This is a genomic window from Neobacillus cucumis (genome assembly GCF_023715505.1).
Window position 1 is genome coordinate 1 of record NZ_JAMBOH010000128.1, and the last position, 374, is coordinate 374.

Consider the following 374-nt stretch of genomic DNA (forward strand, 5'->3'; position numbering starts at 1 on the left):
TTAGTTTTGAGGGAGCAATTCTCTCTATATTTATGGTATGGGCCTATAGCTCAGCTGGTTAGAGCGCACGCCTGATAAGCGTGAGGTCGATGGTTCGAGTCCATTTAGGCCCACCATACTTCATAACGGGGTCTTAGCTCAGCTGGGAGAGCGCCTGCTTTGCACGCAGGAGGTCAGGGGTTCGATCCCCCTAGACTCCACCAATAACGTTACCATGTTAATATCGTCCTTTGAAAACTAGATAATCGTATAGAAGAAACCAAGTAAAAACCGAGTTAAATCGCCATTTTAGAATACTCTCTAATAATTTAGAGTAAAACCTTTTAGGTTAAGTTAGAAAGGGCGCACGGTGAATGCCTTGGCACTAGGAGCCG

Annotated in this window: 2 tRNA genes; both read left to right on the forward strand. The window is 45.2% G+C overall.

The features are described 5' to 3' along the window. Positions 1-39 precede the first annotated feature (39 nt). Positions 40-116, forward strand: a tRNA-Ile gene (locus M3226_RS31735). An 11-nt stretch (positions 117-127) separates the two neighbouring features. After that, positions 128-203, forward strand: a tRNA-Ala gene (locus M3226_RS31740). The last annotated feature ends 171 nt before the right edge of the window (positions 204-374 follow it).